This is a genomic window from Nonomuraea sp. ATR24 (assembly GCF_041950485.1).
GTDB lineage: Bacteria > Actinomycetota > Actinomycetes > Streptosporangiales > Streptosporangiaceae > Nonomuraea > Nonomuraea ceibae.
The window spans coordinates 222,892-248,938 of record NZ_JBGNUU010000001.1 but is presented as its reverse complement, the minus strand read 5'-3'; the positions used below and the strand labels follow the sequence as shown (position 1 = coordinate 248,938).

Genomic DNA, 26,047 nt, shown 5'->3' with positions numbered 1-26,047 from the left:
CTATGACGGTGAACGGAATCGGCGAGCCAACGCGGTCTGGCGAGTGCGTTGCCGTCCGTTCCCTGGTCCCGCCCGAGCAGGTGCTGTACGTCGACCACCAGCTGCGCATCACGTGCAGCCTGACGCCCGAGTCGACGGTGATCCGGCTCGCCGGCGAGATCGACGTCACCAACAGGCGCGAGGCGATGTCCACGCTGACCCAGGCCCGGCGCATCGACGACCAGCTCATCGTCGACCTCGGCCGGGTGACGTTCGCCGACATCTCGGTCGTCAGGGCCCTGACCGCTTTCGCCGCCGACGGCGCGGCCCACATCCGCAACGTCCCCGCCCAGATAGCCAGGCTGCTGGACCTGCTCAACCTCCCCGCCTTCGACTGACCCCCTCCGGGGCGCTGCGGAGCAGGAGGAGGGCGGTGTCGTCCGTGCGGGGTCTCGTGACCTGGCCGATGAGCGATTCGGCCAGGCTGTGCAGGGGCCGGCCGGGCGCCGGGGTGAAGCGGGCGGCCAGAGCGGCGATGGCGTCGCCGAGGTCCTGGCCGGGCTCCTCGACGAGGCCGTCGGTGTAGAGGGTCAGCGTGGAGCCCGGCGGCACGTGCAGGTCCAGGGTCGTGTACTCGGCGTCGGGGTCGATGCCGAGCAGCAGGCCGGGCGGGGCGTCGATCACCTGGGTGAGGGCGCCGGGGCGGCTGATCAGGGGCGGCGGGTGCCCGGCGCTGGCCAGGCAGGCGATGTGGCGGTCGAGGTCGAGCGTGAGGTAGAGGCAGCTGGTGAAGCGGTCGGGGGCGAGCTCGGTCATCATGCGGTTGGTGTAGGCGAGCACGTCGCCGCAGGTGGCGCCGGCGGTGCCATGGGTGCGGATGGCGGTGCGCACCTGGCCCATGAGGGCGGCAGCGGTCATGTCGTGGCCCTGGACGTCGCCGATGACGGCGGCGGCCTGGGAGTCGCCGAGCCGGATGAGGTCGTAGAAGTCGCCGCCGATGTCCATGCCGGGGGTGGCGGGCACGTACCGGGCGGCCACGTCCAGCCCGGGGATCCTGGGCAGCGCGTGCGGCAGCAGGCTGGCCTGCATCGACTGGGCGAGCTGGTGCTTGTTGTCGTAGAGCCAGGCGCGCTCGAACGCCTGGGCGATCAGCCCGCCGAGCGCGGTGAACGCCGCCCGCTCCTCCTCGCTGAACCGGTGCGGACGGTCGAAGGCCAGCACGCAGGTGCCGATGGGGCGGCCCGAGGTGACCAGCGGGAGCACCGCCCAGGCTTCCATGACGGCGGACTCGGGCAGGTCCGGGTACGCCTGGAAGAGCTCGTCCCTGGTCGCGTAGAAGGACGGCCTGCCCGGGTCGGAGCCGCCTGGCGGGCTGACACGGCGCAGCGCCGGGCGGCCGTCGAACTCCTCGATGAGCTGCCGGGTGTAGCCGCGCGCGGCGACCACGCGCATGCGGCCGCTCTCCCAGGTGATGATGGCCAGGCCCTGCGCCCCGTAGACGGGCACGACGTGGTCGGCGACGAGGTCGATCACGTCCTGGGCGCTCGTCGCCTGGGCCAGGCTGGTCGCCAGGTGCAGCAGCTCGTGCAGCCCGGCCGTGCGCAGCGGCTGCCCGCCGCCGGCGGCCGGGGGCAGCGCGGCCGCCGCGGTCGGCGTGATGCGCAGGGTCATGCCCGGCACGCTCGGGAACCACTGCAGCAGCAGTTGCCTGCCGTCGGGGCGGCGGGCGGTGACCCGGGTGGGCTGGTGGCTGACGACCGCGAGGCGGTACTGCTCCTCGTAGACCGGGTCGCCCAGCCAGGGCACGGCCACGCCCAGCCGCCGGCCCACCAGCTCCGACGGGGTCGCGTCGAGCAGTTGCGCGCCCTGCGCGGTGACGAACGCCACGCGCGCCTGGGCGTCGAGGTGGCAGTAGCCCTCGGGCAGGGCGTCGAAGGCCCGCAGCGCGGCCTGCGCGGCACGCGGTTCGCGCTGGTGGGCGCGTACCGGGTCGAGGATCCGGGGATGATCCTCCGCGGTGATCGGACGGCCGCGCTCGCTGGCCCGGCGCAGCAGGTCGCCCATCGCGCCGCAGCAGTCGTCGATGACCTTGAGCTGGCGTATGGTGAGGTCGGCCGGGTGACCGGCGGGCCAGGCGAGGACGATCCCGCCCCACACGGCGCCCCCCGAGCCGAGCGGCGCGGTCGCCATCGCGAACGGGTACGGCAGCGTCAGCGCCACCCCGGGGAACTCCCTGGCCAGCGCCTCCCGGTCGCCGAACCACAGCAGCCGCCGGTCGCGCACCGACACCGAGACCGGTGCCGCGTCGTTGAGCCTGATGCTCGCCCACACGCGGGCGATGGAGACCGGCAGCCCCATGGCCGACACCATCCGCAGGACCTGGCCGTCCTCGTCGAGGACGTACGCGATGCCGATGTGGGCTCCCGCGCCGAAGACCGTCTCGATCAGCATCTCGTCCAGGCGGGACGCCTCGGTCGCCGCACCCGGAGCCGGGCCGTCGCCATCGTGCCGCGTCACGGCCAGCCGGGTTCATTCCACCGCATACCGCCAGGTTAGGAGGATGTGGGCATTGGGCTCTTTAACGCCGGGTTCGGATTCCCCCACGAGCCGGACGGCGAGCACCAACCACACGTCCGCTATCCCCGAAATCGTATCTATGCCCGATGCCGGAAATGCCGCAGAATCACCGCGGGGGGACACGATGCGATAGGGGAAGTCATGCGCACCGGAAGCCGGTCTGTGGGAGCGGTCCTCCTCACCCTCGGGTTCGTCACGCTGGCACTGCTCGTCGCCTCCCTGGCGATCGGCCCGGCAGGCCAGGCGGCCGCCGCCCCGTCCCACCTGGCCGCGGCCGCACCGGCGCCCACCGGCGCGCAGCCCGATCCGGCCGCCGGGGAAGCCGCTGAGGGGGAGGCCGCTGACGGGGAAGCCGCCGGGGAAGCCGTGGACACGACGCCGCCGACCCGGCCGGCCGGGGAGCGGCCGTGCCCGGTGCCGCTCGCGCCATCCCCCATCGGCTACGCCTCCATCTGCTGGAACGCCTCCTCCGACGACACCGGCGTCGTCGCGTACGACCTCTACCGGCTGGACCCCGACGGGTTCACCCGCGCCGCCACCACGACCGGCACGGTCGGCGGCTTCTCCGGCGAGCTCGGCCGCGCCTACACGATGTACGTCGTCGCCAGGGACGCCGCGGGCAACGTCAGCCGCCCCTCCGGCCTGATCACGGTGACCGCGGTGACCGGCATGTCGCCCACCTCGACGCCCACCCCGCCACCCGGCGACCGCCTGCCGCCGAGCAAGCCGACCGGCCTGCGTGACGCCTGCCTCCAGGACTACCACGGCGTCACCTTCTGCTGGCAGCCGTCGACCGACAACGTGGCGGTGACCGCGTACGACGTCTACCGCGAGAGCGCCACCGGGTACGTCAAGGCCGGCACGCTCGCCGCCTCGACGTTCCCGAACTTCGCCGAATCCGGCCTCGTCACCGGGCAGCGCTACACGTACGTGGTGGTGGCGAGGGACGCGGCCGGCAACCTCAGCGCGCCGTCCGACCCGCTGTCGGCGCTGGCCAGGCCGGGCCTGCCCTCGCCCACCTCGTCACCCGGCCTGGAGTGCGCGGTGTCCTACCGGGCGGTGACGTGGGGCCCGACGCTGAGCGCCGAGATCACCGTGCGCAACACCGGCACGGCGGTGATCGACGGCTGGACGCTGACCCTGGACTACCCGGAGCCCGCCCCGCGCCTGGTCGCCGGCTGGTCGGCCGACTGGACCCAGAGCGGAGCGCGGTTCTCCGGCGCCGCGCGGTCGTGGAACAAGGTGCTGCGCCCGGGCTCGTCCACCCAGGTCGGCTTCACCGCCTCCCACACCGCCCCGGCCCCGGCCCCGGTGAGCTTCACCCTCAACGGCAGGCCCTGCACCGCGGCCTGACCGCGGCCGCCGGATCGGGCGGCCGCGGTCAGGCAGCGGCTGGGCTGGTCAGCGCAGGGCGAAGGCGCGGAGGGTGGTCTGCTTGACGCGGTTGCCCGCCGCGTCCCACGCCTCCGCCTTCAGGCTCACCGCGCCCTTGGTGGCGTGGTGGGCCGGGTACTTCACCCGGGCGGTGTGGACGCCGTCCCGGCCCCGCTTGAGGTCGGCCGGCTGCCAGGTGGCGCCGTCGTCGGTGCTGGTCCACAGCCGCACGCCCGCGATCGCCGGCATCTTCGCCGCCGACGGCCCGTGGTAGGCCTCCAGCTCGAACGTGTGCCTGCGCCCGGCCGCCACCGTGTTGTCAGCGGACAGGCTGTCACCGAGGTCGTAGCTGACGTAGACCGCCGGGGTGGTGCGGCACTGCTCGAGCGGCCCGTCGACGAACCAGGCGTAGCAGTTGGAGCCCGGCAGCACCTGGTTCCTGGCCGGCGGGGCGGTGAACGTCCACTCGATGTCCTGCAGCTCGTTCTTGGCCGTCAGCCGGTAGCCGCCCTGCCCCTCGGGCAGCGGGTAGCGCGGCAGCTTGTCGAACCCGGCCACCGGGGCGTTCGGGATCTCCTTGCCGTCGCGGTAGAGGTGCAGGTCGTACCGGGGCGCCAGGTCGCCGAACGCGACGCCGTCGTCACGCCGCTCCCCGACCCCGTTGACCATGGACGGGGTCACCCACAGGTTGCCGTCGTGCACGCAGATCGCGCACGGCAGCCCGATCACGAGCTTCTCCAGCGGGACGTCGTCCGGGCCGCCGCCGAGCGCGTACAGCTTGCCGGAGGCGGTCGCGGCCCCGGGCGTGCTCGGGGTGGCGAACCACTGCTGGCGGGTGCTGCCCGGCCGGTCGAACACGTCGGTGCGGTAGCGGGTCTCCTCCACCTCCGCGCCCGGCTCGGACGGCAGGAGCGCGGAGATCCCGGCCTGGCTCACGATCGTGGGGTCCAGCGGCCAGACCCACTGCGGCCTGCGCTCGGGCATCGGGGACGACCAGTGCAGCATGTTGGTGCCGGTGCCCGTGTAGGTGATGTCGTCGGTCCGCCACGTGCTGCGCCAGTTCATGTACTTCGTGTACGGCCCGGCGTGCACGTCGAGGTCGACCCGGTGGAGCTGGCGCTCGGTCACCTTGTAGCGCATCGACGCCGGGATGCGCCCGTCGGCGTACGGCTTGAAGACGTACGAGTACGGGGTGTTCGGCGTGCCCTCGGCCCGTACGGTCACCTCGCCGCGGCCGGCCGCCTCGCGGATCTTCTGGCCTTCGGCGTTGGAGACGTAGGCGACGGGGATGTTGACCGGCTTGAACGGGCCGCTGAACGGTTTCTGCGTGATCGGCAGCGGGATCGGGCAGATGGACGCCCGCTCGTTGAAGGCGAGGACGCCGGCGGCGCCCGCGTCCCTGATCGGGCCCACGCGCTCGATCTGGAGGCCGCACGCCGTGCCGAAGATGCCCTCGGCGGGCTCCGCGTCGATCAGCACGAGCGCGCCGCGCAGGTCCTTGCCCGCGAGGTCCTCGGGTCGGCCCTTGCCGGCGTCGACCACCCGCAGGTCCTTGACGCCGTCGAACGGGACGTACCCTCCGTGCACCTCGCCCGCGTCGATCATGTGGACCCGGGAGACCGGGTGCAGGGTCGTGCGTTTCGCCGCCCGCCCGGAGGCGCGCATGGTCATGGTGACCTCGGGGACGCCGAGCTCCCACTGGCCGGTGAACCGGAAGCCGCCCTTGGTGACCTTCTTCGTGGGCAGCGCCCACACCTTCTCCCATCCGCCGAGCGGGCGGCTCGACAGGAGTGAGCCGCCGAAGACCTCGCCGTTCGGCAGCGTGCGCTGGAAGAAGAGGTCGTAGGTGTTGTTCAGCGGCTGCGCGGTCTTGGGAGCGCTGAAGCTGATCTCGGTGGCCTTGCGGGCGTCGAGGGTGACCTCGGTGTCGCCGGTGATGGTCAGCTCGGGCTCGAACAGCCAGGCCCGGTTGGCGCGGTCGTCGCCGTCCACCCAGTCGAGGACCTGCAGCAGGCTGACGGTGCCCGCCGGGACGCGGGTGACGACCAGTCCGACGTCGTCGATGCGGTGCGGGCCGAGCTCGCCCTTGGCGCCGTCGACGTCCACGACGCTCATGGCCGTCGGCGTGCGCGGCTTGCCGTCCCGGTCGAGCGTGCGGATGGCCAGGTCGTACTTGGGGACGTCGCGGACCGCGCCGAGCGGCGTGGTGAGCCGGACGCCGTCGGCCTCGGCCGTCACCGCGCCGCTGTAGGTTCCGATGGGGAGCTCGGCCGGGTCGAGCGTGACGGTGGTGCCGGCCGTGCCTCCGGCGGGGACGGTCAGCGTCGTGTCGGCGAGCACCGGCTCGGCGTCGCCGCTCATCGCCGCCTTGAGCGTGAGCGTGACGGGCGCGTCGCCCAGGTTGCGGTAGGAGATCTGGCCGGTCTTCGGCGCGCTGCCGGTCTCCAGCAGGCCGAAGTCCACGCCGCCGCTGTCGGCGAACACCTGCTGCCGGGTCGCGCGGTCCAGGTCCACCCGGCCGGCGCCCTGCTCGTAGACGGTGAAGCCGTCGTCCTTGGCGGTGGACATCAGCGCGGCCTTGAGCTGCCGCGCCGTCCAGTCCGGGTGCCGCTGCGCCATGATCGCGACGGCGCCGGCGACGTGCGGCGTGGCCATCGAGGTGCCGGAGGAGCCGGTGTAGTGCTCGTCCACCGGGGTGCCCATGGCGGTGCCGGCCGCCCGCGCGGCCACGATGTCCACGCCCGGCGCGGCGATGTCGGGCTTGAGCCCGCCGCCGGGGCGCGGGCCGCGGCTGGAGAACCCGGCGAGCTGGTCCTGCTTGTCCACCGCGCCCACGGTCAGCGCGGCGTCGGCGGCGCCGGGCGTGCTGATCGTCTCGGCCTCGTACAGGTTGCCCGCGGCGATCACGAACAGCGCGCCGGTCTCGGCCGTCAGGTCGTTCACGGCCTGGCTGAGGGGGTCGGTGCCGTCGCTGGGCGCGCCGCCGAGGCTCATGCTGACGGCCTTGGCGCCGCTGCGCGCCGCCCACTCCATGCCTTCGATGATCCACGACTCCTGGCCGGAGCCGCTGTCGTCGAGGACCTTGCCGACGACGAGCTGCGCGCCGGGGGCGACGCCCTTGTGCTTGCCGCCCGAGGCCGCGCCGGTGCCGGCGATGGTCGAGGCGACGTGCGTGCCGTGCCCGTGCCCGTCCTGCACGGCCTGGCCGGGGACGAACGACCGGCTGTCGGCGATCTTCCCGGCCAGGTCGGGGTGGCCGGTGTCGGCGCCGGTGTCGAGAACGGCGATCTTCACGCCGGTCCCGTCCTGGCCGCGCTCCCACGCCTGGTGGGCGCCGATCATCGGGACGCTCACGTCCAGGTCGGCCTTGACCTTGGCGTCCAGCCAGAGCTTGGCGATGCCGCCGCCCAGTGTGGCGGGCGCCTTGGCCAGGCCCTGCCCGGAGTCCTGCCCGGCGCGTACGGCCTGCCAGAACGTGCCAGCCTCGGCCTTGGCGACATCGAGGGCGGAGGCGTGGATGCTCTCCAGCGTGCGGGTCGGCTCGGCGGCGGGGACGGCGGCGGCCGAGCGCTTGACTTCGGCCTCGGCCTGGGTGCCGGGGTACTGCACGATCACGGGCAGCCGCTTGGCCACGTCGTCGGCGTAGCCGTTCTCGGCCAGGTACTTGACGTCGAACAGCCGCCGGTCGACCAGCCCCGCCTGGACGGCGGCGACCGCGTCGTCCGGCAGCACGAAGACGCCGTCCGGGGTGAACTGGGTGAACAGGTTGATCCGGCGGCCGTCCTGGCGGGTGCCGGGGGCAGGCTCGACGCGGTAGCGGCCGGCGGGGGAGCGGGTGAGCTGGACCTTGTCGCCGGTGATCAGCGTGACGACGAGCTTCCGGGCGCGCACCCCGGACAGGGCGACGTCCTTGGCGGGCTGCGCATCAGAGGCCGGCGAGCCGGTGGGGGATGCGGCGGGGGTGTCCGGCGGCGTGGCGGTCGCCGGGCCGGCGGTCAGCACGCCGGCGAGCGTGGTGACCGCGGTCAGCAGGACCGCTGTCCGGCGCGCCAGCGGGGGGCGGGGCAGTGCCATGGTGGCCTTTCTGGCGGGGGGAGTGAGGGGTCAGACGGGTTCGAAGCCGTCCGGCGGGCGGGGCGGCTCCTGGGGCTCGCCGGTGTCGGAGGGGTCGTCCGGATCCGGCTGCCCGGGTTCGTCGATGGTTTCGGACATGCCGAAAGTGTCGTGCAGCGGGATGGGGTGGGGTATGGGGTGCCCTATGGGGAAAAATCCCCAATTCGTGGGTCAGTCGCTGGGGAGGAGGTGGCGGGCCAGCTCGGTACGCGACCGCGCCCCGACCTTCCGCATGGCCGCGCTCACGTGCTTGTCCACCGTCTTCGGCGACAGGAAGAGCTGCCTGGCGATCTGCTGGTTCGTCAGCCCCTCGGCCGCCAGCCGGGCCACCTGCTCCTGCCTGGCCGACAGCGCGTGGTCGCCGCCGCCCGGCGCGGGCGCGCCCTGCGCCGCCGCCCGGACGCCCCACCTGCGGCCCAGCCCGGTCGCGCGGTCCAGGTCCCAGCGCGCCCCGAGATCCGCGTACGCCGCGACGGCCCGGCCGAGCCGGACGGCGGCCTCGGGGTCGTCGAGGGCGAACAGGCAGGCGGCCGCCTTCTCGTGGGCCTGCGCGGCCTCGTAGCGGGCCGGGACCAGCTCGAAGGCGTCGGCGGCGGCGGCGAACTCCGCGGCGGCCCGCCCCCACTCCTCGCCCGCCTCGGCCAGCAGCCCGCGGGCGTGCGCGAGCGCGGGCGCGGCCAGCGGCGCGTCGAGCCCGGCCAGCCGGGCGGCGTGCCGGGCGACGACGCCGGCCGCCTCGTCCGGACGGCCCGCCGCCAGCAGCGCCTCGGTCAGCGCGGGCAGCGCCCGGACCGCCACCGGCCACAGCTCGCTCGCCTCCCAGTGGTGGCCCGCCTCGACGGCCGCCTCGATCGCCGGCTCCGGCTCGCCCCGTGCGGCGGCCAGCCTGAGCAGCATCGCCAGCGGCACCACGAGGTCGTCGAACTGCCCCCGGGCCCGGGCCTCGGCAGCGGCGTCGAGCAGCGGCGCCAGCGCGGCCTCCTGGCGGCCCTGCACCGCGGCCAGGCAGGCGGTCACGATGTCGACGAGGATGCGCTCGTGCGGCTCGTCGCCGAACTGGTCGCGCAGCTCCTGCATCCGGTCCGGCAGCCCGCGCCAGGAGCCCTCGAAGTAGTCGGCCGCGGCCAGGTTGACCAGGCAGCGCAGTTCGAGCCGCCCGCGCAGGTCGGGCTCGGCGCCCTCCTCGACCGCCGCGGTCAGCAGCCGGCGGCCCTCCCGGTGGTGCCCGCTGAACAGGGCGGCGCCGCCGATCGAGCGGTACGCGTTCACCTCGCGGCGCAGCAGCCGCCGCCCGCCGGTCTCCCGCAGCAGGTCACCGGCCAGCGCGGCCCAGCGCGGGTCGCCCATCACCACGAAGATCATCGCGATCTTGCCGAGCACCAGCATGCGCATGGCCGGATCGGCCACGGCGGGCAGGGTCGCGAGCGCCCGCTCCAGCCACGACCGGCTCTCCTCGGGCGGCAGGCCGCTCGGCGGGCGGCCCACCCCGGCCATCGCCCACGCGGCCAGCCCCGGCTCCCCGGCCAGGTCCTCGGCGGCCCGGGCGAACGCCTCGCCGATGCGGGCGCCGTCGGTGCGGGTCCGCTCCAGGTGCAGCGCCAGCAGCATGCGCAACTGGCCGCGCAGCGGGGGCGGCACGTCCTGCTCCAGCGCGCCGGTGACCAGGTCGGCGACCGGCGGCGGGCGCAACAGCTCCAGGGCGGCCCAGCCGAGCTTCACCGTCAGCTCCGCCCGCCGCGCCGCCGGCAGGTCGGCGTCGCGCAGCACCTCCTCCAGCAGGCGCGCGGCCTCCGCGTCGTCGCCCAGCCGCGATGCCTGCTCGGCCGCCTCGATGGCGGCCTCGACCCACTGCCCGGCCCGGCCCGCCCGGCGCAGGTGGTGGGCCAGCCGGCCCAGCGGCACCGGCCGCAGCCCCCGTACGGTGTCGGCGGCGGCGGCGTGCAGCGCCTGACGGCGGCCCAGCGGGATCGCCTCGTAGACCGCCTGCGCCGCCAGCACGTGACGGAACCCGACCAGCCCGCCGGTGTCGGCGAACAGCCCCGAGCCGAGCACCTCGTCGATCGCCCCGACGTCGTCCGGCCCCGACAGCAGCGCGAGCGGCACCGGGAGCTGCAGCACGGCGGCGCGCTCGGCCACCTCCTTGGCGCCGGGGGACAGCCGGGCCACCCGCTCGCGCACCGAGGCGCGCACGCCGCTCGGCACGTCCAGCTCCTCCAGCGCCCGCCGCGCCCAGCCGCCCTCCCAGCGGATGAGCGTGCCGCGGTCGCGCAGCAGCGCCAGCAACTCCTGCACGGCCAGCGGCAGGCCGGAGGCCCGCAGGCACAGATGCTCGGCGAACTCGGCCGTCACCTCCTCGGCCCCGAGGATCGCCGAGGCCATCACCCGCGTCTGGGCGGCGTCGAGCGGCGGCAGCACCAGATGCTCGGCCCTGATCGTGTCGGGGGCGCGCGCCGTGATCGCCCGCACCGCCTCGGACGCCTCCTCGCCCCGGTACGTCAGCACCACCCGCAACGTGCCGGGCAGCACGGACATCAGGTACGTCAGGAACTCCACCGTCTGCCCGTCGGCCCAGTGCAGGTCCTCCACCACCAGGACGGCCGGACCCAGCGCGGTCAGCACCTCGGCCAGCCCCCGGAACACCCGGTGCCGCTCGGCCGCCCGGTCGTCGAGCGGCGGCGGCGTCGGCGGCAGCTCGGCGGCCAGCTCCGGCAGCAGCTCGCGCAGCGCCCCGGCGACCGGCGACAGCGCCGCCCCGGCCAGCTCGGACGCGCGCCCGCGCAGCGCCTCGACGACGGGGCCCAGCGGGAACGGCTCCCTGATCTGCACGCAGGCCCCGGCCAGCACCCGCAGGCCCGCCACCGCGGGACCGCCCAGCAGCTCGGCCGTCAGCCGCGACTTCCCGATGCCGGCCTCGCCCTCGACGACGGCGACGGCGGGGGCCCCCTCGACCAGCGCGACGAGCCGGGCGAGCTCCTTCTCCCGCGCCACCAGAACAGGGGAGACCACCCGCCCACCACGCACCCGCTCATTCAACTGCACGCCCAGTCATAGATCAATGTCACCCCCGGCCGCCCGGCCACTTCCACGGCGGCCGGGCGGGGGTGTGGACTACTGGAGGCCGCCGCGCACGGAGGTGATGCGCCGGGTGTTGAAGCCGAGCCAGTGCATCCGGCCCGCGTAACGCGCGTGCTCGACCTTGAGGCAGCGGTCCATGATCACGGTGACGCCGCCGTCCTCGGCGATCCGCGCGGCCTCCTCGTTGACGACGCCGAACTGGCCCCAGAGGGCAGCGGCGCCGATCTCCACCGTGTCGCGGGCGATCTCCGGCAGGGCGTCCGGCGCGCGGAAGACGTTGACCAGGTCGACCGGGACGGGCACGTCGAGCAGGCTCGGGTAGCTGGGCTCGCCGAGGACCTCCGTCTCGCGCGGGTTCACCGGGACGATCCGGTAGCCGTGCCGCTTGAGGTAGTAGCCGACGAAGTGGCTGGCCCGCAGCTCGTTGCCCGACAGGCCGACGATCGCGATCGTCCGGGTGGCGTGCAGGACACGCTGGATCGTCAGGGCGTCCTGGTAGCGGCCGGGCGCGGTCATGCCGAGGCCGCCTTCACGCCGATCGTGGCCGCCACCTGGGCCAGGCCCTGTTCCAGGTCCCAGATCAGGTCGTCGGCCGACTCGGTGCCGACCGACAGCCGCACGGTGCCGGGGCCGACGCCGGCCGCCCGCAGCTCCTCGTCGCCGAGCTGGCGGTGTGTCGTGCTGGCGGGGTGGATGACGAGGCTCTTGGCGTCGCCGACGTTCGCCAGGTGGGACCAGAGCGTCAGGCCGCGGATGAGGCCCTGCCCGCCCTCCCGGCCGCCGGCGCAGTCGAACGAGAACACCGCGCCGGCGCCGCGCGGCAGGTACTTGTCCGCCAGCGGCCGGTAGCGGCTCTCCGGCAGGCCGGGGTAGGTCACGCCGGAGGCCAGCTCGTGCGACTGCAGGAACGCCGCGACCGCCCGCGCGTTGCCGACGTGGCGGTCCATCCGCAGCGACAGCGTCTCCAGGCCTTGCAGCAGGAAGGCGTTGAACGGCGACAGCGCCGCGCCCAGGTCGCGCAGGGTCTCGGCGCGCAGTTTCATCAGGAAGCCGTACTCGCCGAACGTCTCGTGGAAGCGCAGCCCGTGGTAGGCGGGCGACGGCTCCGCGATCACCGGGAAGCGCCCGTTCGACCAGTCGAACGTGCCCGCCTCGACGACGACGCCGCCCATGCTGGTGCCGTGGCCGCCGATGAACTTGGTCGCCGAGTGGATGACGACGTCGGCGCCCCACTCGATCGGCCGGCACAGGTACGGGGTGGCGAACGTGTTGTCCACGATCAGCGGCAGCCCGTGCTCGTGCGCGATGCCGGCCAGCGTCTCGATGTCGAGCACGTTCCCGGCGGGGTTGCCGATCGTCTCGCCGAAGAACGCCTTCGTCCCCGGCCGCACCGCCCGCCGCCAGGCGTCCGGGTCGTCTGGGTCGACCCAGGTCAGGTCCACGTTCATCTTGCGCAGCAGGTGCTTGAGCTGGTTCACCGTCCCGCCGTAGAGGGCCGAGGACGACACGACGTGGTCGCCCGGCTGGAGCAGCGTGAACAGCGTCGCCGCCTGCGCGGCGATCCCGCTGGCGAACGCCACCGCGCCGGACCCGCCCTCCAGGTTCGCCACTCGCTCCTCGAACACGGCGACGGTCGGGTTCATGATGCGCGAGTACGTGTTGCCGTACTCCTGGAGGTTGAAGTACGCCGCCGCGGACTCGGGGTCCTCGAAGACGTAGCTGGTCGTCTGGAAGATCGGCACCGCGCGGGCGCCGGTGTTGGGGTCCGGCCGCTGCCCGGCATGCAGCTGCCGGGTCTCGAAGCCGAACTCGCGGTCGTGTTCCGTACGGGGGATCCGGTCGTTCACCTGGGCCTCTTCCTCGACATCAAGCGGCCCCTTCCGGGGCCAGGAACCGGCGGATGACGGGCGTCTGCCGCGCCTCCTCCAGCAGGAAGCAGTCGTGGCCGTAGGGCGCGTCGATGACCTCGAGCTCGACCGGCTTGCCGAGCGCGCGCAGCGCCTGCTCGATCTCCTGCGACGCCGACGGCGGGTAGAGCCAGTCGGAGCTGAAGGCGATCAGCAGCGTGCGCGCCGACACCCCGTCGAGCGCCCGCGTGAGCTGCCCGCCGTGCTGCCTGGCCAGGTCGAAGTACGTCAGCGCGCGCGAGGTGTAGAGGTAGGTGTTGGCGTCGAAGCGCTTGACGAACGCGTCGGCCTGGTGGCGCAGGTAGCTCTCCACCTCGAACTCCGGCTCGCTGATCGTGTAGCGCAGGTCGTCGGCGAACTGCAGCCGCCGGCCGAACTTGGTCTCCAGCGCGGGCGCGGACAGGTAGGTGACGTGGCCGACCATCCGCGCCACGCCCATGCCGGCGTCGGGCGCGCGGCCGGTGCCGTAGTAGCGGCCGCCCTGCCAGGCCGGGTCGCGCATGATCGAGTCGCGGGCGATCGCGTTCCAGGCGACGCCCTGCGGGTGCAGGGCGTGTGTGCTGGCGATCACCACGACCGCGTCTACCTGGCCGGGGTAGCGGACGGCCCACTCCAGCGCCTGCATGCCGCCGAGCGAGCCCCCGGCCACCGCCGCGAGCCGTTCGACGCCCAGGGCGTCGAGGAACGCGCGCTGCGTGCGCACCATGTCCGCGACCGTGATCACGGGGAAGTCCGGTCCGTACGGCCGCCCGGTCGCCGGGTCGATCGACGACGGCCCGGTCGTCCCCCGGCAGCCGCCGAGCAGGTTGGTGCACACGACGAAGAAGCGGTCGGTGTCGAACGCCTTGCCGGGGCCGATCATGCCGTCCCACCAGCCGAGCCCCTTGCCGCCCGCGCTGTCGCGGTCCTGGGCGCCGAACCCGTCGCGCGTGCTCTCCGGCGGCGGCGCCTTGGCCAGGCCCGCCGCGTGGGCGTCACCGCTGAGGGCGTGGCACACGAGGATCACGTTGTCACGCCGGGGCGACAGCACGCCATAGGTCTCGTACGCGACCCGTACGGGATGCAGCTCCCGGCCGCAGTCGAGGGGCACCGGCCGCGGCAGGTCGAGGTACCGGGTCTCCACGGTGCCGACGCTGCCGGCCTGGTCGGCCGCGAACGTCGTGGCTGGCTGCGACATGGGGCTTATCCAACCGCCACCGGGGGTGTATGGTCAAATCCCTACCGGTAATGCAGGGAGTGAGGGCGGGACATGACGACCACGGTCGCCAACGGAGTGAACGTGCAGGCACTGCTGGACGCGCGCGAGGCGCTGAAGGACGCGCCCGAGGCCGCGCAGTTCGTCTGGCGGGCCTCGTCCACCTGGCGCAACGGCGTCCACAGCACCACGACCGTCAAGGAGTTCTACGGTCTCGGGGAGGAGCGCGCCCACAAGAGCGAGGCCGTCTTCGACGCCGACCACCCCGAGGTCTTCGCCGCCGAGGACAACGGCGTCACGCCCATCGAATACCTCCTCGTCGGCCTGGCGAGCTGCCTGACGGCCGGCGTCGCGTCCGTCGCTCAGAACCGCGGCATCCAGCTCCGCTCGGTCGAGGCGACGCTCGAAGGCGCGCACGACATCCGCGGCATCCTCGGCGTCGACCCCGACGTCCGCAACGGCTTCAACGACATCAAGGTGACGTTCCACATCGACGCGGACGCCTCGAAGCAGGACATCGAGGCGCTGGTGGCCCAGTCCCAGAAGCGCTCGGCCGTGTTCGACGCCCTGACGAACCCGACGAACGTCACCGTCGACGTCGCCTGAGAGGGCCGAGCCATCGAGCACGTCACCACCGTCGTCATCGGCGCGGGGCACGCGGGCCTCGCGGCGAGCCACTTCCTCGGCGCGCGGTCGATCGACCATCTGGTGATCGAGCGCGGCGAGGTGGCCAACTCCTGGCGGCGCGAACGCTGGGACTCCTTCCGGCTGCTCACCCCCAACTGGCAGAGCCGCCTGCCCGGCCTCGCCTACGAAGGCCCGGACCCCGACGGCTACATGACCGCGAAGGAGGTGACGCAGTTCGTCGAGGGCTTCGCCGCGCTCACCCGGGCTCCCGTGCGGACCGGGACGGACGTCACGTCCGTACGGCAGTCCGATGACGGCTACCGGGTGACGACCAGCCACGGCGAGATCGCCTGCCGGACGGTGGTCATCGCCAGCGGCGCGTGCAACCTGCCGTCGGTGCCGCCGTTCGCCGAAGCGGTGCCGCCGTCCGTCGAGCAGCTCACGCCGTACGACTACCGCGGGCCCGGCCGGCTCCCCGACGGCGGCGTGCTCGTCGTGGGCGCGTCGGCGACCGGCGTGCAGCTCGCCGCCGAGCTGCGCCGGTCGGGCCGGCCGGTGATCCTCTCGGTGGGCGAGCACGTACGGCTGCCCCGCACCTACCGGGGGCGCGACGTGCTGTGGTGGATGGACGCCTCGGGCGTGTGGGACCAGCGGCACGACGAGGTGCCGGACCTCGCGCGGGCCAGGCGGCTGCCCTCGCCCCAGCTCGTCGGCGTCCCCGGCCGCACGACGCTCGACCTCAACGCGCTCACCTCGATGGGCGTCGAGCTGGTGGGCCGCTGGGCCGCCGTCCGCGACGGCCACGCGCTGTTCTCCGGCGGGCTGCGGAACGTGTTCTCGCTCGCCGACCTCAAGATGGAACGCCTGCTCGACACGTTCGACGCCTGGGCCGGCGCCCACGGGCCCGACGTCGGCCCGCCCGAACGGTTCGAGCCGACGCGGGTGCCCGAGTCGGCGCGCCTGCGGCTGGACCTGCGCGGCGGCGAGATCGGCGCCATCGTGTGGGCGACCGGCTTCCGCCCCGACTACCGGTGGCTCGACGTCCCGGTGCTCGACGGGAAGGGGCGGCTGCGGCACGACGGCGGCGTCGCCGACAGCCCCGGGCTGTACGCGCTCGGGCTGCCGCTGCTGCGGCGGCGCAGGTCCACGTTCATCCACGGGATCGAGGCCGACGCCCGCGAGGTGATCGACCACCTGGCCGGTCACCTGGCCGGACGGGAGGCGGGCGGCTGAACCCCGGCCCTGGCGGGGCGGACCGATAGGGCCCAGGCATTGGATCTCCGGTGCCGGGCCGCCATACTTGCCTGGCGTGACTCTACGGATGGCGATCCTCGGACCCCTCGTCGCCTCGAGAGCGGGGGTCCCCGTCGATCTGGGCTCCACCCGGCAGCGCTGCGTGCTCGCCAGCCTCGTCCTCGCCGAGGGCAGGCCGGTGCGGATCCAGGAGCTGGCGGGCACCCTGTGGGGCGAGGAGGTCCCGGCGAGCGCCGTCAACGTCGTCCAGACCTACGTCAAACGATTACGCCACGCGCTGGAGCCCGATCGGGCCAGCCGGGCGTCCAGCCCGCTGCTGCCCCGGGTCGGCGACGGCTACGCCCTGGACCCGGGCCTGGTCGAGGTCGACGTGGCGCGGTTCCGTGAGCTCGCCGCGCACCCGGCCGGCTACGACCAGGTGGCGCGGGCGCTGGCGCTCTGGCGGGGCGAACCCCTGGCCGAGCTGCCCCTGCTGGCCGGGCATCCCCGGCTGACCAGCCTGGCGGGGGAGCTGGTCGACGCGCTCGGCCGCTTCGCCGGCGTGGCCGTGCGCGAGGGCAGGGCGGCCGACCTCCTGCCGTTCGCCGAGGACATCGCCCGCATGCTGCCGCTGGACGAGCGCGTCCACAGCGTCCTCATCCGGCTCTGCCTCGAAGGCGGCCGGCGCACCGACGCCCTGCTGCACTACCGGGAGATCAGCCGGCGCCTGGAGCGGGAGCTCGGCGTCCGCCCCGGCCCCGAGCTGACCGCGGTCCACGCCACGGCGCTCCACGACGAGCCGGCCGCCCCGCCCGGCCCCGCCCGGCTCCCCGCGCCCGCCCAGCTCCCTCCCGACATCAGCGACTTCAGCGGCCGGCTGGAACAGGTGTCGGCGCTGACCCGCATGCTCGGCCCGGGGGAGCGGACCGCGATGCCGCTGGTCGTCATCACCGGCATGGGCGGGGTCGGCAAGACCACGCTGGCCGTGCACGCCGGTCACCGGCTGCGCGAGAGCCACCCCGACGGCCAGCTGTACGTGGACCTGCACGGGACCGACGGCAACGCGGTGGACCCCGCGTCCGTGCTGAACCGCATGCTGCTCGCGCTGGGCGTGGACGGCTCGGTGATCCCCGCCGAGCTGGACGAGCGCGCGACGCTCTACCGCAGCCGCCTGGCGGGCCGCCGGGTGCTCGTCGTGCTGGACAACGCCCTCGGCGAGGCGCAGGTGCGCCCGCTCCTGCCCGGCGCGCCCACCTGCGCGACCGTCGTCACCAGCAGGTCCAGGCTGCGCGGCCTGAGCGGCGGCCACCACGTCGACCTGGACGTCTTCCACCCTCAGGAGGCGCTCGACCTGCTCATCCACCTGGTCGGCGAGTCCAGGGTCCGGACCGACCAGGCGACCGCCCGGGCGATCGTGGAGGCGTGCGGCCACATCCCGCTCGCGGTCCGGGTGACCGGCGCCCGGATCGCCGCCCAGCCCCGGCTCAGCCTGGGCCGGTTCCACCGGGAGCTGGGCGACGAGCGGCGCCGGCTCGACCAGCTCGCCGCAGGAGACCTGGCCGTGCGCGCGTCCTTCCGGCTCAGCTACGCCTCGCTGCCGGCCGCCGCGCGGCGCGGGTTCCGGCTGCTCGGGCTGCTGGACGTGCCCGACTTCGCCGACTGGGTGCTCGCGACCCTCCTCGACGCGCCGCCGGGCGAGACGGCGAAGATCCTCGACCTGCTCGTGGACGCCCACCTGGTGACCGTGGCCGGTGAGGACGAGACGGGCGAGTCGCGCTACCGCATGCACGACCTGATCCGGCTGTACGCCAGGGAGCGCACCGAGGCGGAGGACAGCGCCGAGGACCGCCGGGCCGCGCGGCGGCGCGCCTTCGCCACCTGGCTCGCGCTCGCCGAGGACGCCGACCGGCTGCTCGCCTACCGGACGCTGCTCCCGCTCCAGGGCGAGGCGCCGCGCAGGCGGCTGCCGGGAGGCAGGGCGGAGGCCATGCTCGCCGACCCCGTGCGCTGGTTCCAGAGCGAACGCGCCAACCTGGCGGCGGCGATCGCGCAGTGCGCCGACGACGGCCACCCCGACCTCTGCTGGAACCTCGCCGAAGCCTGCGTCGGCTTCTACGAGATGCGTGACCTGCTCACCGAGTGGCGCGCCGTGCACACCGTGGCGCTGTCCGCGTGCGAGCCGGAGCCGCGCGGGCGGGCGGTCCTGGCCCGCAGCCTCGCCTACCTGTCGTGCCTGCCCGTGGTGCGACCGCAGGTCATGCGCGAGCACGCCGAGCTGTCCTTGCGGCTGTTCAGGAAGGTGGGCGACCGGCACGGGGAGGTCGACGCGCAGGTCCTGCTGGGCACCGCCCTGGTCGCCGGCGGGCTGGGCGAGGAGGGGCTGGAGCAGCTCCGGCGGGCCGAGGCGCTGGCCGTGACTCTCGGGCACGACGCCGAACTGGACTTCCTCCACTCCGCGCTCGGCTTCATCTACCGCGAGCAGGGCAAGCTGGAGCTCGCCTCCCACCACCTGGAGCGCGTGCTGGAGCGGACCGAGGGTCGCCGGCTCAGCCGGTTGCGGCTGATGGCGCTGCGCTCGCTCGGGATGGTCCGCTTCTACCAGGGCCGGACCGAGGAGTCCCGGCACCTGCTGCTGGAGATGCTGAGGCTCGCCCGGCTGCTCGGCGTGCGGGTGAAGGAGCTGCTGGCCCTGCTCGTGCTCGGCGAGAGCGGGGTGCTGCTCGGCAGGCCCGACGCCGCGGGCTACCTCGACCAGGCGGAGGCGCTCGCCACGGACATGGGCGGCGAGTTCGCGCTCGCCCTGGTGCGGCGCGGCAAGGCCACCCGCGACCTGCTGGAGGGGCACGCCGGGCAGGCACGGGACGCGCTGCTGGTCGCGCTGGAGGTCTTCCGCGGCCACGGGGTGCTGCACCTTCAGGCGATGGTGCTGAAGGCGCTCGGGCACGCGCACGCCCTGCTCGGGGAGTCCGGCGCGGCCCTGGCGGCCTGGCGGGAGGCGGAGAGCCTGTTCCGGCGCATGGGCAACCTCAGCGAGGCGGGCGAGCTGGCGAAGCTCGGCGAGAGCGTGTCCGGGCCGGGGTGATCCATTCGCCGTCCAGTCCCCGTCCAATCCGGGCTCCTACCGTGTGACAAGGATTTGTCAGGACACGTATGGAGCTTCGTATGATCTCGGTGTCTCTTGTGATCGACGATCCCGGCACGCTCGTCGCGGCCATGACCTCGCTGGCGGCCGATCCCGGCCTGTGCCTGCTGACCCGCGCCGGCTCCCTGGAGGAGCTGCGCCGCGCCGAGAGCGTCCCGGCCCACGTCGTCGTGGTCCACGCCGCGGCCAGCGGCCCGCCCGGCGGCGCGGAGACCGTACGCCTGCTCCGGGAGGAGGGACGGCTGGTCCTGCCCCTGGGCGACGGCGGGCCGCCGGGGGGCCGGCTCGCCGCCGCCATCCGCGCGATGGCGTCCGCCGGGCCGAGGCTGTCCGGCCAGGAGCGGGCGGTCCTGCTCGGCTACGCCTCCGGGCTGACCCTCGCCGCCGCCGCCCGGCGGGCCGGCATCCGGCCCGCGACGGCCAAGAAGTACCTGGAGAGGATCAAGCAGAAGTACGCCGACTGCGGCCGGAACGCCTACACCAAACTGGACCTCGCCACCCGGGCCAGGGAGGACGGGCTCATCGGCTGACCTCGTCCGGGACGCCCAGCGGGAGCAGGTAGAGCGCGACCTCGGTGACCCCGTCCACCGCGAACAGCTCGTGCGCCAGATCGTCGTAGAAGCCGCCGACGGGGATCGTGCCCAGCCCGAGGCCGGTCGCGGCCAGGGCCAGGTTCTGGGCGACGTGCCCGGCCTCCAGCAGCGCGAAGCGCAGGGCGCGCAGCCCGTACTTCGCCCGGAGCGCGTCGGTGTGCACGGTGAGCGCCAGCAGGGCGGGCACCCGGGTCAGGTCGACCAGCAGCGGGTGCCGCTCGGGGTGGCCGGTGGTGAACCACATGGACGTGGCCGCCGCCTCCGCCTGGCCGGGCGCGTCCGCGTACCGGTGCAGGCGGTCCCCCTGCCCGCCCACGCCGTACGTGCCCGGCGCCAGGCCGTCGACGGACCAGGCGATGAGCCGCAGCCGCACGGCGTACTTGCTGCCCGCGCTGGGGAAGTTGCGCGTGGCCCAGCCGCCGGTGCCGGGCCGCGCCGGCCCGCCGAACGCCTCGCGCAGGAGGGCGCCCAGCGTGGCGGCGGCGACCGGGCCGGTGTAGTGGCGGCAGGAGCGGCGCTCCCGCAACGCCCGGCCGAGCGGCATGTCCAGGGCGGGACCCGGGGACAGCGCCACCGTGGTGGCCCGCCAGCCCGGATGGTCGGCGGCTGGCTCGCCACGCTCGTCGTCGCCCAGCTCGGGCAGTTGCCCGGGCGGGTACTTCGAGGTTTCCAGGTAGCGCTGGTCCAGCCCGGCCTCGGGGGCCAGCGCGCCGGCGACCACCCAGCACAGCGCCCGTTCCTCGTCCGGTTGCACGCCCAGCCGGTTGCACAGCATGTGCAGTTGCGAGGCCCACACCGCCAGGCGGCGCCCGGCCGTGACGCCCCGGTCCGCCAGCTCGGCGTCCGCCCGCGCGACCACCTGAGCCCAGCGGGCGGCGAGCCCGTCGCCGTCGCGCACCGCGGCGCGGGTGCCGGCCAGCACGCCCAGCACCTTGTCCCGCTGCCGGGCGAGCATGGCCTCGGCGCGGGCCAGCGGGACGGCCGGGGGCAGCTTGGGCGTGTCGACGGCCAGCCGCCAGGCCGCGGCGTGCCTTCTCAGCCATGCCGCGCAGGCGCGCTCGTCCAGGCCCAGGCCGAGCGCGGTCGCGTACATCAGCGGGAGCGCGGTGTTCATCCGCGAGGGCGGGGAGCCTCGCAGCGCCTCCAGGACGATCTCGCTGGAGCGGCAGAAGACCTCCTCGGCCACGGAGATCGCCTCCGCCCCGCCGTAGCGCTCGGTCTCGGGCTCGTAGGCGATCTCGGCCACCGTCCCGTGCGGGGTCCAGCCCTCAGCGCCCGGGAACTCGGCGCCCGGGAAGCCGGCGTCGCCGACGAGCGAGGCGAGCGCCTGCCGCAGCCCCTCGGGGTCGGCGACGGCGCGGGCGCGCACGCGCAGGTGCGGGCCGCCCTCCCCGTACCTGATGAAGAACCAGTCCTCCAGCAGGCCGTCGGCGCGCAGGCTGTCGAGCAGCGGGCCGGCCGAGCCGGTGAGGAAGGCGTCGTTGCGCTCCGCGTCCCAGTGCAGGAAGCAGTGCAGGCTCGTCCAGAGGTCGACAGCGGGCGTGGTCATCGGCGGGTCCACCTCGGCTCAGGGGAAGGGGTGCGGATGGAACGGCAGGTCCTCGTAACGGGCGGGCGCGGGCAGCCGGCCCAGCCGGGCGGGCACCTCCAGGAGCCGGGGCAGGTTCCTGGTGCGCCGGTAGACGTGACCGAACGTCATGGGCAGGGAGCCCGGCACGATCACCTTGGCGGCGTGCAGCCCGAGCCGTTCGCGCGTGACCGGCTCCGACTGGTCCGCGGCGATCACCTCCAGGCCCGCCGAGGCCAGCCGGTCCACCCACTCCTCCAGGTAGGCGCCCAGATCGCGGCAGGGCGGGGGCTCGGGCCACAGCTCGCGCCACGGCGCGGCCGAGTCGCCGCCGAGCAGGAACTCGTACCGGTCGCGCGCCTCGTCGAGCGCGTTCATGAAGACGTGGTCGTCGAGGGTGCGCACGAGGAACGGATCGTCGATCATGGGCAGCAGCCGGTCCCGGTCGAACGCGGCGATCCGGCTGTCGGCCTTGTTCCGGACGTTGATGTACACCTCGGTCGCGGCCGAGCGCATGGCCTGGACCGGGTGCCGGTTCGCCCCGGCCGCGAACAGTGCGTCGGGCAGGCGCGGGTCGGGGACGCGGCGGCGCGTCATGCTGAGCACCACGGGCACGCCGAAGTCGTTGGAGGCGTCGAACAGCAGCAGGTCGTGGCCCATGCTGCCCAGCCGGTCGATGAGACGGCCGAGCTCCGGGTCGTCCGCGGGCGGCGCGATGCGGCGCAGCGGCGTGCGCGCGTGCCACGCCATCAGGAAGGCGTCGCGCTCGGCCACCTCGAACAGGCCGTGCAGCACGGCCTCGGCCTGGCTGGAGCCGAGCCCGCAGCCGTTGGAGGAGTCGTAGAGCATCCGCTGCCTGCGGCCGTCGAACCAGCCGCGTGAGTCCCAGTAGACGAGCTGCTCGGGGATGAGCCTGTCGCGGGAGTGCGTCAGCGACCAGCCGTACACCCAGTGCACCGGGTTGTCCGGCGAGTACGGCTCCAGGAGGAAGTCCGGGTGGCGTTCCAGCTCGGGCTCGTGCAGGCCCAGCAGGGCCGGGTCCAGCGCTACGGCCGGGTCGAGCTCGGCGCGGGTCGCGTACACGTGGGGGCGGACGCCGCGCGGGCGCATGCCGGTCAGGCGCTCGACCGCCTCGAACAGCGCCACCCGCTCGGCCTCGGCGAAGTCCTCCGCCCTGCCGTAGCCGGTGCCGATCAGGCCCGCGCTGCCCGGTAGCTGGGCGCTGGCCAGCGGCAGGGTGCGGGCCTCCCAGCGATACAGCCGCAGGACGGGGCCGAGCCGCCAGTCCACCAGGGCGTCACGGAGCTGGGCGGCCGTCTCGGTGCGCGGATTGTCCTCACGCAGCGAGGACCCGGAGACCGGATGGCGCCCGGCGCCGACCGGCCTGGGGGCGTCCGCCGGCAGCGGGGCGCACACCGCGCAGCCGCCGAACGGCAGCACCCGATGCGCCGAGACCTCCAGGTCCTCCCCGCGCAGCGCCCACAGCACGCCGGTCGTCCCCGCCGTGACGACGTCGGAGGCCAGCGCCGCCACCAGCCCGGCGGCCTGCGGGGGCACCGTGCCGCCCATCGTCTGCGGCGCGCCCGCCGGGACGCGGCCCGGCAGCGCGTCCAGCCGCGCGCGTTCCGCGCAGGCCAGGCAGCCCGTGGCGGCCGGCCCGGCCAGCGGCCCGACGAGCACCAGGCCGCCGTCGCAGCGCACCGGCAGCACGGTCGCGCCCGCCGCCCTGGCCCGCGCCGCCAGCTCCGTGACGGAAGCGAGGGTCCAGGAGTCCAGCACCACGACGGCGGTCTCCCCGGCGGACAGGCCGTCGCCGTCGCGGACGGTCAGCGCGGCCCCGGCCAGCGCCTCCCGGAGCAGCCGCGCCGCTTCGTTCACGTTCATCACTCTCCTCGCCAGATCTGGAACCCCGCCGCCGCCAGGTCGGTGTCGGAGTCGTCGAGGCGGGGGCGGCAGCCGGTCACCCGGCTCAGCACCTCCTGCAGCGCCTCCTCGTCCCGGGAGATCGGGGCCGGCCACAGCCAGCGGCCCAGGTCCTCGTCCATCTCCTCGCCGGTGATGTCGGGCGGGGGCAGGGCGCCGCAGACGGCCGCCGCCCGCATCGACGGGCCCGCGTACGACGCGCCGGCCGCGGCGAGCGCCGCCATCGCCACCGCGCTGTCGCGCTCCAGCTCCACCGCCCACGCCAGGCGGTCGCCGCCGGTGTCGTGGATCTCCGCGTGCCAGGCGCCGCCGAGGTCGCGGACCTGGAGCCGGACGGGCTCGCGCAGCCGTTCCGCCAGCGTCCGCCACCAGTGCGCGGCGATCGGGTCGTGCGTCACGCAGTCACCCGGCCGCACGCGCCCGGCCGCCCGGTCCGCGCGGTGCCTGAGCAGGACGCCCCGGGCGTGCAGCTCGTCGGCGCCCACCGCCGCCACGGCCGGGTCGGCGCCGAGACGCGCCTGCGCCGCCGCCCGGACCGCCTCCAGGCGCGCGGCCTCCACGGTCGGGCCGATCCCGGCGACCGGCAGCCCGGGCACGTCGCAGACGGCCATCGAGACCGGCAACTGCGCCAGGCCGTCGACGCGGACCTCCGGGAGCAGGCCGAGCTCCGGGTCCGTGACCAGCCCGGCGCGGCGCAGCGCCTCCTCCAGCGTGATCCGCCGGGCGCGGGGCGCGGGATCGGCGGGCGGCCAGGGGCGGTACGCGGCGGTGAGCTGCCCGGGACGTACCAGGAGGATCTCCCCGGGCCTGCCGGGCAGGCCCGCGCAGGCACGCAGCAGCCGGTCGACGGCCGCCGCCGCGAGCAGCTCCGCCGCCGCGGGCGTCCAGGCTCGCGCCGGCAGCCGCCCCAGCCGCTCGGCCACCACCCCCACCAGCGCACCGACCGTCCCTGTGGCGCCGTCCGTCTGTGCGGGCTCGCCGGATTCGATCGGGTACGTGATGAAGCCGGCGCCGGGCAGGTGACCGGCGTGGACCGCGAGACCGGCGGCCCGCAGCCGCAGGTGGCCCGGTGGGACGCCGGGGCGGGTGGTCCGGTGCGCCGACATACGGCAGCGGGCGAGCGCGGCCAGGGCGGCGTCGGCGACGGGGCCCTCGCCGTCCACGCTCACCCACAGGTCGCGCAGGGCGGCCCAGGCGGCGTCGGGATCGGGCGCCGCCGACTCCAGCCAGGACCGCACGGCAGGGGGCGCCGGCTCGCCGGGCGCGACCCGTACCAGCAGGTCGTTCTCCTGGAGCTGACCGACGAGCACGCCCGCGGCGCGGCGGGTGCCCGGGTCCGGGCAGAGGGCGTCCAGGCCCGCATCCGTCACCCCCGCCTCCAAGAGCGGGCGCAGGTGCTCCCACAGTGGCCACAGGCCCGCCGCGCCCTCCAGGCTCACCGACGTGCCCCAGGCCCGCAGGTGGATGCCGTCCGGCAGGCGGCTGGCCCGCACGACCGGCCTGAGCCGCAGCACGGCGGCGTCCGGCGAGCCGTTCACCGGGACCTCACCACGGGCTCCAGGAGCTCACGCCAGCTCATCCCGTTGATCTCCTCCACGGCCCGGCTGAACAGGTAGGCCGCCAGGTAGCGCTCCACGGGCCGCAGATCGCACAGGGCGAGCAGCCGGTAGAGCACGTTCGTGGCGAACCGGTACAGGCCGAACTCCCGGCTGACCGCGATCCGGGGGAAGTTCGACCGGTTGAGCAGCTCGTGGTAGTCGCTGAAGCGGCGGCGGGAGAAGTCCCAGCGGATCTCCGTCTCGCCGCCGAACCCGGCCGCGACCGCCGCGTGGCCGTTGCGGCTGCCGATCAGCGCCCCGGTGTCCAGCGTGGCGTCCGCGTGCCGCCAGGCGGCCGCCGACCAGTCCCGCCAGCTCGCCGCCAGCGCCCGCAGGTCATCGGGCACGGGCTCGGCGGGGTCGGGGGCGGGGTCAGCGTGGTCAAGGGCGGCCACTGCGGGGTCGGGGGCGGCGGCGGCGCGGACGATGGCGCTCACGCCGGGCCCGTGCGCCGACCAGTGCCGGTCGAAGGCGGCCCGCAGCGTCCCGCCCGGGTCGTCGTGGGCGAGGAAGTCCTCGACGTGCGACAGGAACGACTGGTAGCCCCGGCCGAGCCCGGCCGGGTAGTTCGCGCTGTGGGCGGTCATCGCGGCCAGGGCGACCGCGATCCTGGCGCCGGCGGTGTCACCCCGGTCGGCAAGGTAGCTCAGGGAGCCGGCCACGGCGTCGAGCCCCAGCGCGAGCAGCGCACAGCGTCCGGCCACCGCCTGCGGGGAGCCCAGCAGCGCCGTCAGCGCGCCGAGGTCGGCCTCGCGCACCAGGACGGTGTTGTCCGGCCGGATCGGCGTGTAGGGCCCGGGGACGAGCTCGGCCCGACCGGCCGCCTCCGCCTCCGCGAGCAGCGCCGCCTCGTCCACGGCCACGGTGGAGGGGTGCTCCGCCAGGTGGCGGCGGCACGCGTCGGCCGCCCGCTCCGCCGCCGCCTCGGCCCCCGCCCCGGGCTCGAACCGCAGCAGGACGTGCGGCCCGTTCAGCCAGTGGCGGTCGAGGTGGACGGCGAATCCCCCGGCGGACAGCGAACGCGCCAGCGGAATGAAATGGCGGCGCAGCAACGGCGCCTTTTCCGGGTCGAAATAATGGCACACGACGTCGATCATGTGTGCGCTCCACTGAGTCGTTGCGAACAATGGCGCCCGTGCGGCCA

16 protein-coding genes are annotated in these 26,047 nt (G+C 74.9%); 6 read left to right on the top strand and 10 right to left on the bottom strand.

Going from position 1 to position 26,047, the window contains the following annotated elements; genetic code table 11:
- The first annotated feature begins 2 nt into the window (after window positions 1-2).
- A complete protein-coding gene (locus tag ACBI99_RS01160; protein ID WP_219502737.1) occupies window positions 3-377 on the top strand; it encodes an STAS domain-containing protein in 375 nt (124 codons plus the stop codon).
- Here the strand turns inward: ACBI99_RS01160 and ACBI99_RS01155 are convergent.
- The gene (locus ACBI99_RS01155) at window positions 355-2,496 is read right to left on the bottom strand and encodes a SpoIIE family protein phosphatase (RefSeq protein WP_375071472.1); all 2,142 of its coding nucleotides are present in this window, start codon (window positions 2,494-2,496) and stop codon (window positions 355-357) included. The two genes, ACBI99_RS01160 and ACBI99_RS01155, sit on opposite strands and share 23 nt — an antisense overlap.
- Window positions 2,497-2,718: 222 nt before the next feature.
- On the opposite strand from ACBI99_RS01155, the gene ACBI99_RS01150 reads away from it, so the two are divergent.
- On the top strand, window positions 2,719-3,909 hold the full coding sequence (locus ACBI99_RS01150) for a cellulose binding domain-containing protein (RefSeq protein WP_375071471.1): 1,191 nt from the start codon (window positions 2,719-2,721) through the stop codon (window positions 3,907-3,909).
- Window positions 3,910-3,957: 48 nt separating this feature from the next.
- Here ACBI99_RS01150 and ACBI99_RS01145 read toward each other — a convergent pair whose 3' ends face one another.
- The 5 genes from ACBI99_RS01145 to ACBI99_RS01125 form a co-directional block, all read right to left on the bottom strand.
- On the bottom strand, window positions 3,958-8,004 hold the full coding sequence (locus ACBI99_RS01145; RefSeq protein WP_375071470.1) for a S8 family serine peptidase: 4,047 nt from the start codon (window positions 8,002-8,004) through the stop codon (window positions 3,958-3,960).
- A 210-nt stretch (window positions 8,005-8,214) separates the two neighbouring features.
- Window positions 8,215-11,049 (bottom strand): AAA family ATPase, encoded by a 2,835-nt coding sequence (locus ACBI99_RS01140; RefSeq protein ID WP_375071469.1) that lies wholly within the window; start codon window positions 11,047-11,049, stop codon window positions 8,215-8,217.
- A gap of 102 nt (window positions 11,050-11,151) precedes the next feature.
- Complete coding sequence (locus ACBI99_RS01135; protein ID WP_357585492.1) at window positions 11,152-11,634, bottom strand: CoA-binding protein; 483 nt, start codon at window positions 11,632-11,634, stop codon at window positions 11,152-11,154.
- Window positions 11,631-12,965 (bottom strand): O-acetylhomoserine aminocarboxypropyltransferase/cysteine synthase family protein, encoded by a 1,335-nt coding sequence (locus tag ACBI99_RS01130; RefSeq protein ID WP_375071468.1) that lies wholly within the window; start codon window positions 12,963-12,965, stop codon window positions 11,631-11,633. The genes ACBI99_RS01135 and ACBI99_RS01130 overlap by 4 nt, the downstream gene beginning before the upstream one ends.
- Window positions 12,966-12,984: 19 nt before the next feature.
- Window positions 12,985-14,202, bottom strand: coding sequence for a homoserine O-acetyltransferase (locus ACBI99_RS01125; protein ID WP_375071467.1), 1,218 nt, complete (start codon window positions 14,200-14,202; stop codon window positions 12,985-12,987).
- 72 nt (window positions 14,203-14,274) lie between these two features.
- On the opposite strand from ACBI99_RS01125, the gene ACBI99_RS01120 reads away from it, so the two are divergent.
- From ACBI99_RS01120 to ACBI99_RS01105, 4 genes are all read left to right on the top strand, one after another.
- Entirely contained in the window at window positions 14,275-14,826 is a 552-nt protein-coding gene (locus tag ACBI99_RS01120) for an OsmC family protein (RefSeq protein ID WP_219517866.1), read from the top strand.
- A gap of 12 nt (window positions 14,827-14,838) precedes the next feature.
- On the top strand, window positions 14,839-16,080 hold the full coding sequence (locus ACBI99_RS01115) for an NAD(P)-binding domain-containing protein (RefSeq protein WP_375071671.1): 1,242 nt from the start codon (window positions 14,839-14,841) through the stop codon (window positions 16,078-16,080).
- 76 nt (window positions 16,081-16,156) lie between these two features.
- Window positions 16,157-19,162: a BTAD domain-containing putative transcriptional regulator gene (locus ACBI99_RS01110; protein ID WP_375071466.1), complete on the top strand. Its 3,006-nt coding sequence runs from the start codon at window positions 16,157-16,159 to the stop codon at window positions 19,160-19,162.
- Window positions 19,163-19,242: 80 nt separating this feature from the next.
- Window positions 19,243-19,752, top strand: coding sequence for a hypothetical protein (locus ACBI99_RS01105; protein ID WP_375071465.1), 510 nt, complete (start codon window positions 19,243-19,245; stop codon window positions 19,750-19,752).
- Here the strand turns inward: ACBI99_RS01105 and ACBI99_RS01100 are convergent.
- The 4 genes from ACBI99_RS01100 to ACBI99_RS01085 are packed head-to-tail and all read right to left on the bottom strand — an operon-like array spanning window position 19,742 to window position 26,000.
- Window positions 19,742-21,364 (bottom strand): thiopeptide-type bacteriocin biosynthesis protein, encoded by a 1,623-nt coding sequence (locus tag ACBI99_RS01100; RefSeq protein WP_375071464.1) that lies wholly within the window; start codon window positions 21,362-21,364, stop codon window positions 19,742-19,744. The two genes, ACBI99_RS01105 and ACBI99_RS01100, sit on opposite strands and share 11 nt — an antisense overlap.
- Before the next feature lie 18 nt (window positions 21,365-21,382).
- A complete protein-coding gene (locus tag ACBI99_RS01095; protein ID WP_357585502.1) occupies window positions 21,383-23,266 on the bottom strand; it encodes a TOMM precursor leader peptide-binding protein in 1,884 nt (627 codons plus the stop codon).
- Complete coding sequence (locus tag ACBI99_RS01090) at window positions 23,266-24,843, bottom strand: hypothetical protein (RefSeq protein ID WP_357585504.1); 1,578 nt, start codon at window positions 24,841-24,843, stop codon at window positions 23,266-23,268. The genes ACBI99_RS01095 and ACBI99_RS01090 overlap by 1 nt, the downstream gene beginning before the upstream one ends.
- Complete coding sequence (locus ACBI99_RS01085) at window positions 24,840-26,000, bottom strand: hypothetical protein (RefSeq protein WP_375071463.1); 1,161 nt, start codon at window positions 25,998-26,000, stop codon at window positions 24,840-24,842. The genes ACBI99_RS01090 and ACBI99_RS01085 overlap by 4 nt, the downstream gene beginning before the upstream one ends.
- Window positions 26,001-26,047 lie beyond the last annotated feature (47 nt).

Bases quoted from the DNA above. Each gene is read 5' to 3' on its own strand.
- ACBI99_RS01125 (WP_375071467.1), bottom strand. From the start codon at position 14,202: ATGTCGCAGCCAGCCACGACGTTCGCGGCCGACCAGGCCGGCAGCGTC.
- ACBI99_RS01105 (WP_375071465.1), top strand. From the start codon at position 19,243: ATGATCTCGGTGTCTCTTGTGATCGACGATCCCGGCACGCTCGTCGCG.
- ACBI99_RS01085 (WP_375071463.1), bottom strand. From the start codon at position 26,000: ATGATCGACGTCGTGTGCCATTATTTCGACCCGGAAAAGGCGCCGTTG.
- ACBI99_RS01135 (WP_357585492.1), bottom strand. From the start codon at position 11,634: ATGACCGCGCCCGGCCGCTACCAGGACGCCCTGACGATCCAGCGTGTC.
- ACBI99_RS01100 (WP_375071464.1), bottom strand. From the start codon at position 21,364: ATGACCACGCCCGCTGTCGACCTCTGGACGAGCCTGCACTGCTTCCTG.
- ACBI99_RS01095 (WP_357585502.1), bottom strand. From the start codon at position 23,266: ATGAACGTGAACGAAGCGGCGCGGCTGCTCCGGGAGGCGCTGGCCGGG.
- ACBI99_RS01145 (WP_375071470.1), bottom strand. From the start codon at position 8,004: ATGGCACTGCCCCGCCCCCCGCTGGCGCGCCGGACAGCGGTCCTGCTG.
- ACBI99_RS01120 (WP_219517866.1), top strand. From the start codon at position 14,275: ATGACGACCACGGTCGCCAACGGAGTGAACGTGCAGGCACTGCTGGAC.
- ACBI99_RS01160 (WP_219502737.1), top strand. From the start codon at position 3: ATGACGGTGAACGGAATCGGCGAGCCAACGCGGTCTGGCGAGTGCGTT.